The sequence below is a fragment of the Serratia sp. HMSC15F11 genome (assembly GCF_001808215.1).
GTDB lineage: Bacteria > Pseudomonadota > Gammaproteobacteria > Enterobacterales > Enterobacteriaceae > Serratia > Serratia nevei.
This window is the reverse complement of the sequence record NZ_KV792465.1, coordinates 6,737-15,395: the sequence shown is the minus strand read 5'-3', so window position 1 is coordinate 15,395 and position 8,659 is coordinate 6,737. Positions and strand designations below refer to the sequence as shown.

The following is an 8,659-nucleotide window of genomic DNA, read 5'->3' as shown; positions in this document are numbered from 1 at the left end:
AGAAATGACCTGCTTATTCGCACCTTCCCTAGAGTTTGTCTTGCGCCAAATAAATATCTACCCGCTAGGGTTAATCAGCACGTTGCCATTATCAGGCCTGATGCGAATGTCTTTGACTCTAGATTCCTTAGATATTATTTATCGTCGCCTGCACAACAGAATATCCTACTTACTATTGCTAGTGCGGGCGCAACACGTAATGCTCTAACGAAAGGAAATATTGAAGAATTAAAAGTTGTTAAGCCGATGCTTTCCGTACAGAAATGGATAGCTGACCAGCTTGAATCGCTTGATAGGAAAATTGAGGTAAACCGTCAAATCAACCAAATCCTTGAACAAATGGCACAAGCCCTGTTCAAAAGCTGGTTTGTCGATTTTGAACCGGTAAAAGCCAAAATCGCGGTATTGGAATCGGGTGGTTCGCAGGAAGAGGCGATGCTTGCTGCCATGACGGCGATTTCCGGGAAAGATGCTGATGCGCTGGCGGTTTTTGAACGTGAACACCCTGAACAATATGCCGAGTTAAAATCCACGGCAGAGCTGTTTCCGTCTGTTATGCTGGAGAGTGAGTTAGGGGGGATTCCGGAAGGGTGGGAATTCCAACCTTTTGGAGAGCTTTTATCTCATACAATCGGGGGAGACTGGGGTAAAGATGAATCTGATGATAAGCATAAAATGCCAGTGCGTATTATTCGAGGAACAGATATTCCTAATATAAAGTCTTGCCAAGATAGCAATGTTCCTTTTCGTTATGTAGAAGAGAAAAAATTAAAAACACGTAGTCTAAATGCTGGTGATATTGTTATTGAAGTATCAGGAGGTAGCCCGACTCAACCCACAGGCCGTTCTATCTATGTTACTGATGAGATTCTTAAGCGACTATCACTACCTGTGGAGCCTGCAAGTTTTTGCCGACTTTTCCGTCCAAAGAGTAAGGAATTAGGCATGGTTTTGGGCCTTCACCTTGAGAAGATTTATCAAGACGGGGAAACATGGTTATATCAAAATCAAAGTACTGGGATTAGTAATTTTCAGACAAAAGTGTTTTTAGAAAATGAGATGGTTGCTGTTGCGCCATCCGAAATTTTAAAGTTGTTTTACAAAGCAATGCTGCCTTTTGTTAAATTAATGCACTCTTCTGAGAATATAAAGTTAACCCAACTCCGCGACACCCTTCTCCCCAAACTCCTCTCCGGTGAAATCACCCTACCGGAAGCCGAGCAGGCGGTAAGCGAGGCGGAAAATGTATAAAGTCGATACGCAGACCAACAGCCTGCACTCTCTGCAAGAAGTTTCGTTCAGCAGCCTCGGCTATCGCGAACGTGATCATCTCCAGGAGTGGCTGGCGAAAAATCCGCAGGCGTTAACCCGTGAAAGCAACGACGAGCTGCTGATTATCCAGAAAGAGTTTGCAGGTTTCGACGATACCAAAGAGAGGCTCGACCTGCTGGCTCTTGATAAAAAAGGCAATCTGGTGATCATCGAGAACAAGCTTGATGATTCTGGGCGCGACGTGGTGTGGCAGGCACTGAAATATGCCGGATACTGCGCTAATCTGCGTCAGGAAAGCGTGGTTGAAATCTTTCAGATGTATCTTGATCTTTATGATCCGAATGAAAAACGTCAAGCGGCAGATGTCATTGCGGAGTTTATGGGATGGGAAAGCCTGAAAGAAGGGGTGCTCAACCGTAAAGGTACCCAGCGCGTCATCATGGTAGCAGCCAATTTCCGCAAAGAGGTCACCAATACCGCACTGTGGTTGATGCAATTTGGTATTAGGGCGCAGTGCTTCAAGGTGACACCCTACCGTTTCGGCGATGATGTTTTTGTCGATATTCGCCAGGTGATCCCAACGCCGGAAGCAGAATCGTACATGATCGGCATGGCACAAAAAGAGGCGGAAGAACAATCTACTTCCAGCAGCAGTGAGCTGCAACAGCGACATTATCTGCGCCGCGAATTCTGGACGATGACACTGGAAAAATTCCGTACCAGCCCATGCTCATTGTTTAACAACAGAGCACCATCCACCGACCACTGGCTTGCAGCTGGCTCCGGGTTAAGTGGAGTACCTTTTGAACTAATTTTTTCGCAAAAAGATGCTCGTGTGCAGCTTAATATTTCCCGCGGAGATGCGCTTGAAAACACCTGGCTTTTTGAACGTCTGAAGGAACGCAAAACGCATATTGAATCGCTATTTGGTGAACCACTCGACTGGCGACTGCTACCAGAGAGGAAAAGCTGTCAGATTGTCTGCTCAAAAATATTTGATGGCGGGAATAAAGCACTCTGGCCCACCATTATTGACTGGATGACGGATGGCATGAACCGCCTAGAAAAAGCGATCCGCCCGAGCTTATTAGAACTGGCGATTGAGCTTAAGCAAACAGGGTTAATTACCGAGGGAGAGGAAGAGTAATGCTGAGTGAAGACGATTTAGAACAGCAAAGCCTGCAGTGGTTTGCTGAACTGGGTTGGGAGGTGTTACATGGCCCGGATATCGCGCCCGACGGTGATAATCCGCTGCGTGCTTCGTTCCACGATGTGTTTTTGCGCCCGTTATTGCTGGAACAGCTGCAAAAAATTAATCCGCATCTCCCGGTTGCCGTTCTGGATGAGGTGATATTGCGTATCGCCCATGCACAAAACCCAGACCTAATCGTCAGTAACAAAGCCTTCCATCACCTGCTGCTCGACGGCGTGCCGGTACAGTACAAGCAGGACGATAACGTTATCCACGATAAAGCACTGTTGATGGATTTTTACCACCCGAACCATAACCGTTTTACGGTGGTCAATCAGGTAGCCATCCAGGGAACGAAGCAGGTGCGTCGCCCGGATGTCATCTGCTATATCAACGGGTTGCCGGTGGCAGTGATTGAACTGAAAAGCCCAATCGATGCCAATGCCGATATCTGGGCTGCATTCAATCAGCTACAGACCTATAAAAACGAACTCAGCGATTTGTTTATCTGCAACGAAGCGCTGGTAGTCAGCGACGGCTATAACGCCCGCATTGGTTCCCTTACCGCGAACGAAGAGCGTTTTCTTCCGTGGAAAACACTGTCTAACGAAGACGACAAGCCGCTGTTTGAGTGGCAACTTGAAACGGTAGTTAAAGGATTCTTTAACCGTGAATTGCTGCTCGACTATATTCGCTACTTCATCCTGTTTGAAAACGACGGCAAACGACTGATTAAAAAGATTGCCGCTTATCATCAATTCCACGCAGTGCGAGAAGCAGTGGCAGCAACAATTGTGGCCTCTACCAGTAAACATTTGCCGCTACGCAGCAACATCACGCCAGGTAGTAAAAAAGCAGGCGTAGTTTGGCATACTCAAGGTTCTGGTAAGAGTATTTCAATGTGCTGCTACGCCGGGAAGCTGCTGCAACAAGCAGAAATGAACAACCCGACCATCGTGGTAGTGACCGACCGTAACGATCTCGACGGACAACTTTATGCCACGTTCTGCCAGGCGCAAGATTTGCTTAAGCAGGAACCGTTGCAGGCGAACGACCGCGACCAGCTCCGCGAGATGCTCAATGCCCGTGAATCAGGCGGAATTATTTTTACCACCGTACAAAAATTTGCACCGCTGGAAGGCGAACAAACTCACCCAGCGCTTAATCTACGCAGCAATATCGTCGTCATTTCCGATGAGGCGCACCGCAGTCAATATGGCCTTAACGCCACGCTGGATCGCGAAACAGGCGCTTATAAGTACGGTTACGCCAAACATATGCGCGATGCTTTACCCAATGCATCATTTATGGGCTTTACCGGAACACCTGTATCTTCCGAAGATAAAGATACGCGCGCTGTATTTGGTGATTACGTCTCTATCTACGATATTCAGGATGCAGTGGAAGACGGTGCAACCGTGCCTATCTACTATGAATCACGTCTGGCAAAACTCGACCTCAACCACGAAGAGCTGGAAACGCTCTCTGAGCAAGTTGATGAGCTGGTCGAAGACGAAGAGACCGATCAGAAAGAGAAAACTAAAGGCGACTGGAGCCGCCTGGAAAAACTTGTAGGTTCTGAACCGCGTATCAATCAGGTGGCTGCCGATCTAGTTCAGCATTTTGAGGCCCGTAATGCCACAATGAATGGCAAAGCGATGATTGTTGCCATGAGCCGTGAAATCTGCGTGAAACTGTATAATTCATTGGTCACCTTACGTCCGGAATGGCACAGCGATGATGTTGAGAAGGGTGAAATCAAAATCATCATGACCGGCTCAGCCTCCGATAATAAATTCCTGCAGCCGCACATCTACAATAAGCAGACCAAAAAACGCCTTGAAGCGCGCTTTAAAGATCTCAACGATCCGCTAAAACTGGTGATTGTGCGCGATATGTGGCTTACCGGGTTTGATGCCCCCTGCTGCCATACCATGTATATCGACAAGCCAATGCGCGGACATAACCTAATGCAGGCCATTGCACGCGTTAACCGAGTCTTTAAAGACAAACCTGGCGGGTTGGTGGTCGATTACATCGGGATTGCTAACGAGCTGAAGCAAGCTTTGAAAACCTATACCGATTCAAAAGGTAAGGGGCAGACCACCATCGATGCTCATGAAGCTTTCGCTATTCTGCTTGAAAAGCTGGATGTGATTCACGGCATGTTTGCCAAAACACCAACCGCTGCCGGGTTTGATTACACTGGTTTTGAAGAAGTACCCCAACGGTTTTTACTCAAAGCTGCAGATTACGTGCTGGGCCTCGATGATGGTAAAAAACGCTTTTTTGATGTCGTTCTGGCAATGAACAAAGCCTGGTCACTGTGCAGTACGCTGGATGAAGCCAAACCATTGCAAAAAGAGATAGCGTTTCTGTCAACGGTGAAAGTGGCGATTATCAAGCTGACGACAACCGACAAGAAATTCAGCCAGTCAGAGAAAAACACGCTGCTCGGTAAAATCCTTGATAACGCTATTATTGCGACCGGGGTGGATGATGTGTTTGCACTGGCGGGGTTGGGAAAACCCAATATCGGCTTACTTTCAGAAGAGTTTTTAGAAGAAGTGCGTGAAATGCCTCAGCGTAATCTGGCCGTTGAATTGCTAGAGAAGTTGTTGAACGACGGTATTCATGCTCGCACAAAAAATAACGTAGTACAGGAGAAAAAGTATTCAGATCGCCTTAGGGCCGTATTGCTTAAGTACAATAACCGCGCAATAGAAACTGCACAGGTAATTGAAGAGCTTATACAGATGGCTAAAGAGTTCCAAGAAGCCATGGCGCGCGACGATGCTCTAGGTCTCAATCCGGATGAGATCGCGTTCTACGATGCATTAGCAGAAAACGAAAGTGCTGTGCGTGAACTAGGTGACGAAACGCTCAAAAAACTGGCAATTGAAGTTACCTTGAAACTGAGGCAGTCTACTACGGTAGACTGGCAAGTACGAGAAAGTGTGCGTGCCAGACTGCGTATTTTAGTAAGACAGACACTACGTAAATATAAATATCCTCCGGATAAAACCGCAGGCGCCGTTGAGCTTATTTTGAAACAAGCCGAGGTTGTTTCGAATAATTGGACCAGCTAATAAATATAAAGGGATGGCACCTCACCTTCCATCTCTAATAATTTAGGCTTGCGAGGATAACATCTAATGAATCGTTCAACAAAACAGTTGAAACTCTTGGACTCACTTAGATTACATGAAAAAAACAATCATAAGTTCTCTATAAAAGATCTTGTTAACTCTACCGGCTATAATGAAAATAGCATCAGAAAATATATTAATGAAAAGTTAAACGGCGTTTACTTACACCCAATCAATGAAAAAGAATGGCGATGTGATGGGCTATTAAAATTATCAAATGATGATTTTATAAGAATGATGTCTCAATCGTTGAAAGCAAAAACCGTCACACCTGAGTTGAAGATATATAAAGGACTATTAAAGCGCAGTTTAGATGCTTTCATCCTTTCACTTGAAGTATATAACAGGCCAAGCTTAGATAACCGTGTTGAAGCATTTTGCATTCTTTCAATAAATGCGTGGGAATTATTGCTTAAGGCTGAATTAATTAAAGCGCTAAGTTTGGATACTGTATTCAAGCCTAGCGGCCATTCGATTAGTATAAGTGATGCACTAAATAAAAGATTACAACAGAATGATCCCGTCAGGAAGAATCTAGAAACACTAGTTGAATTACGAGATAGCGCGATACACTTACTTATCCCTGAATTACAGCCCGAGTTGTCAAGACTCTTCCAAGCAAATGTACTGAACTATCAACAGCGATATTTAAATGAAACAGGTTCATCACCGTTATCAGGCCAAAGCATTGGAATGCTCAGCTTAGTTATTGATGGTCCACAGAGTGATATCTCTATTATTAAAGAAAACTATGGGAGTATGACAGCAGCAGTAGCTGAAGAGTTTCTGGGAAGATTCAATAAAAATGCAAGTGAATATGATTCTGTAGAATTCACAATACCAGTGGACTATAAGTTAACGCTAACAAAAAATACTAAAGAGAGTGATTTGTCATTAGGCATAGGTGAGAAAGGCCATAATGCCATTATTATTAGAGAGGTCAGAGATCCCGATATCACCCATCCTTATTATGAAGGGACAGCCATTGAAAGAATAAACAATCAGCAAAGTGAGTTCTCGATCACTCGATATTCATTCAGAGCTGTAATTAGTAAACACAAAGTTCAAAACAACAAGAAGTCCCCTATGCATTTTGAAATTGACAAGAGACATAGATACTCTGAAAAGTTCGTAATATGGTTTGTAGATAGTTTAAAACAGCCAGAATGGTTAGATGATGCAATCAGTTACTTGAAAAATAAGAAAGGGAAAAAGATAGCTAGTTAATCATCCTGATATAGCAGCTATGCATGCACCGTCGTAAGTAGCTGCTAACTTTTCATAGAAAAAATAATTTTAAACAGCTAGAAAAATCATTTTAATTAATCCTAGCAACACATATATTCCTATCACCTTCATGAATAGCACCATTTAGAAAGAAATAAAATTTATTATCAGTGCGATGATCTATTTCGCCATCACATTAAAACCTAATACGGCTCCAACATAACCTCTTCACCTCGCTTCCACACAATAAACCCGGCCTCATAAGGATGCAAAGGCGTACTAACAATAACACTGTACCCTTCTCCGGGAATAAAATCATACTCACCGATGCCGGGCACGCACTTCCCAGGTTCCAATGCAACAGGCGTGTTTGCATATGACTTTTCATAGACATAATTATCATTGCCATACTTCCATATAGCTACCCTGAGAATGGACTCCTCTCTTTCCATGTCATTCTTATCGACAAAAACGCAGATCTTGCTACCGACAGTCGTTGCTTTTGCCGGGCGTAAATTGACTTTATCCCCCATAGGGCAACCAGAGATAAAAAGAGGAATAAAGAGTAAGAGGAATTTTTTCATAGTGGCAGCCCTGCGCTTCTGATTATGGGTTGAAATTTTGACAATGTACTTCTGTCTACTATCCCTGAGTAATTCCTACCGTATAAACCGATAAAATCGTTAACGCCAAACTTCTTGAGATAGAAATAGTCTGCAATTATAGATGCTTGCTGCTCCATACTATACTCACGCAACAACAACCGATCGAGCCGATATTGATAGCTCACCGCCCAACTGAGAAGCCCACGTGTACGCACCCACATGCCTCTTTGATGCTGCCAGACATGTGCCATCTCGTGGATAAACAGGTGTTGTGCCAAATGATGCACCGTAAAATCAGGTCGGTATAAAGCCCTACGAAAGTACAACTCCCCATTCGGGCTCATCGCCGTGTACTGATTCTGCAATCCAAACGGCAGGTAGCTGTCGCAGTGAACCAACACGCTCTGATAGAAAATGGTGCTGCCAAACACCGAGCGTGCCAGATTGACTTCGCCCGGCGTTAACGCCCGCGTGATCCCTTCCTGTTGTGGCTCCATCCTGGAACTCCTTGATCCGAAAGGGTTCAATGAAACGCCATTTTAGCCTTTAAGGTCAATCAGATAGGCCTTAGGAAAGCATCAGGAAGATCCGGTTTTTACTGAAATGGGAAATACGTCAATACAGAGTAAAGTGGGTAGGTAATTGCGGCAGGCAGATTACAGACACAAAAAAACCACCTTTCGGTGGCTTCTTGTTCGCGCGGTACTTAATGGTGCGAAGGCCGGACTCAAATCATCAATCAACTTACTGAAAAATATAATTTTATTAAAAACAAATCAAGATTATGCCCCCTTTTGTGCCCCCAGTATAAATTTCGTGAAACGCGAAGATTAGACTATTGCTCTGACAACAGCATAAAATTCAACCATACAAAGAGCTCGGTTAGGTTCCGTGTCACGAACCCAAACCAAAAATTATTGTTACGCATAAATTTACTGTCGCTATTTTCTGATCGCAGCTTTTATTTCTTGGACTCACAGCCACAAAAAAAAGATTTATAGAAAAACTGTTCACCCTATACACATTTTAAATTTATCCTTTTATTTCAATGCATTGATTGGTGTATAGCTACCTTCTCGGTGTACACCCCTGTTCACCTACAGGGTGAACAGCCTGAACCGTAGGCACAAAAAAACCGGCCTGAGCCGGTTTGGGGAGCGCTTGTCGTTATGATATTAGCCATCAGCGGCCGATAGGATGCCCTGGTGTTGCTG

At 44.5% G+C, this 8,659-nt stretch carries 6 protein-coding genes; 4 read left to right on the top strand and 2 right to left on the bottom strand.

Features of this window, described 5'->3' with window-relative positions; all coding sequences use genetic code 11:
• The 4 genes from HMPREF3138_RS13545 to HMPREF3138_RS13530 form a co-directional block, all read left to right on the top strand.
• Positions 1 to 1,251, top strand: a 1,251-nt coding sequence (locus HMPREF3138_RS13545) for a restriction endonuclease subunit S (RefSeq protein ID WP_210394221.1), incomplete at its 5' end; no start/stop codon positions are given.
• Entirely contained in the window at positions 1,244 to 2,419 is a 1,176-nt protein-coding gene (locus HMPREF3138_RS13540) for a DUF4268 domain-containing protein (RefSeq protein WP_038878260.1), read from the top strand. The genes HMPREF3138_RS13545 and HMPREF3138_RS13540, both read left to right, overlap by 8 nt.
• A complete protein-coding gene (locus HMPREF3138_RS13535) occupies positions 2,419 to 5,553 on the top strand; it encodes a type I restriction endonuclease subunit R (RefSeq protein WP_038878258.1) in 3,135 nt (1,044 codons plus the stop codon). The genes HMPREF3138_RS13540 and HMPREF3138_RS13535 overlap by 1 nt, the downstream gene beginning before the upstream one ends.
• A gap of 66 nt (positions 5,554 to 5,619) precedes the next feature.
• Complete coding sequence (locus HMPREF3138_RS13530; RefSeq protein WP_038878256.1) at positions 5,620 to 6,840, top strand: DUF3644 domain-containing protein; 1,221 nt, start codon at positions 5,620 to 5,622, stop codon at positions 6,838 to 6,840.
• Between the two features lie 203 nt (positions 6,841 to 7,043).
• Here HMPREF3138_RS13530 and HMPREF3138_RS13525 read toward each other — a convergent pair whose 3' ends face one another.
• Both HMPREF3138_RS13525 and HMPREF3138_RS13520 read right to left on the bottom strand, forming a co-directional pair.
• Entirely contained in the window at positions 7,044 to 7,424 is a 381-nt protein-coding gene (locus HMPREF3138_RS13525) for a putative T6SS immunity periplasmic lipoprotein (protein WP_038878254.1), read from the bottom strand.
• Positions 7,421 to 7,942, bottom strand: coding sequence for a hypothetical protein (locus HMPREF3138_RS13520; protein WP_038878252.1), 522 nt, complete (start codon positions 7,940 to 7,942; stop codon positions 7,421 to 7,423). Before HMPREF3138_RS13520 ends, HMPREF3138_RS13525 begins: the two co-directional genes overlap by 4 nt.
• Positions 7,943 to 8,659: the final 717 nt, after the last annotated feature.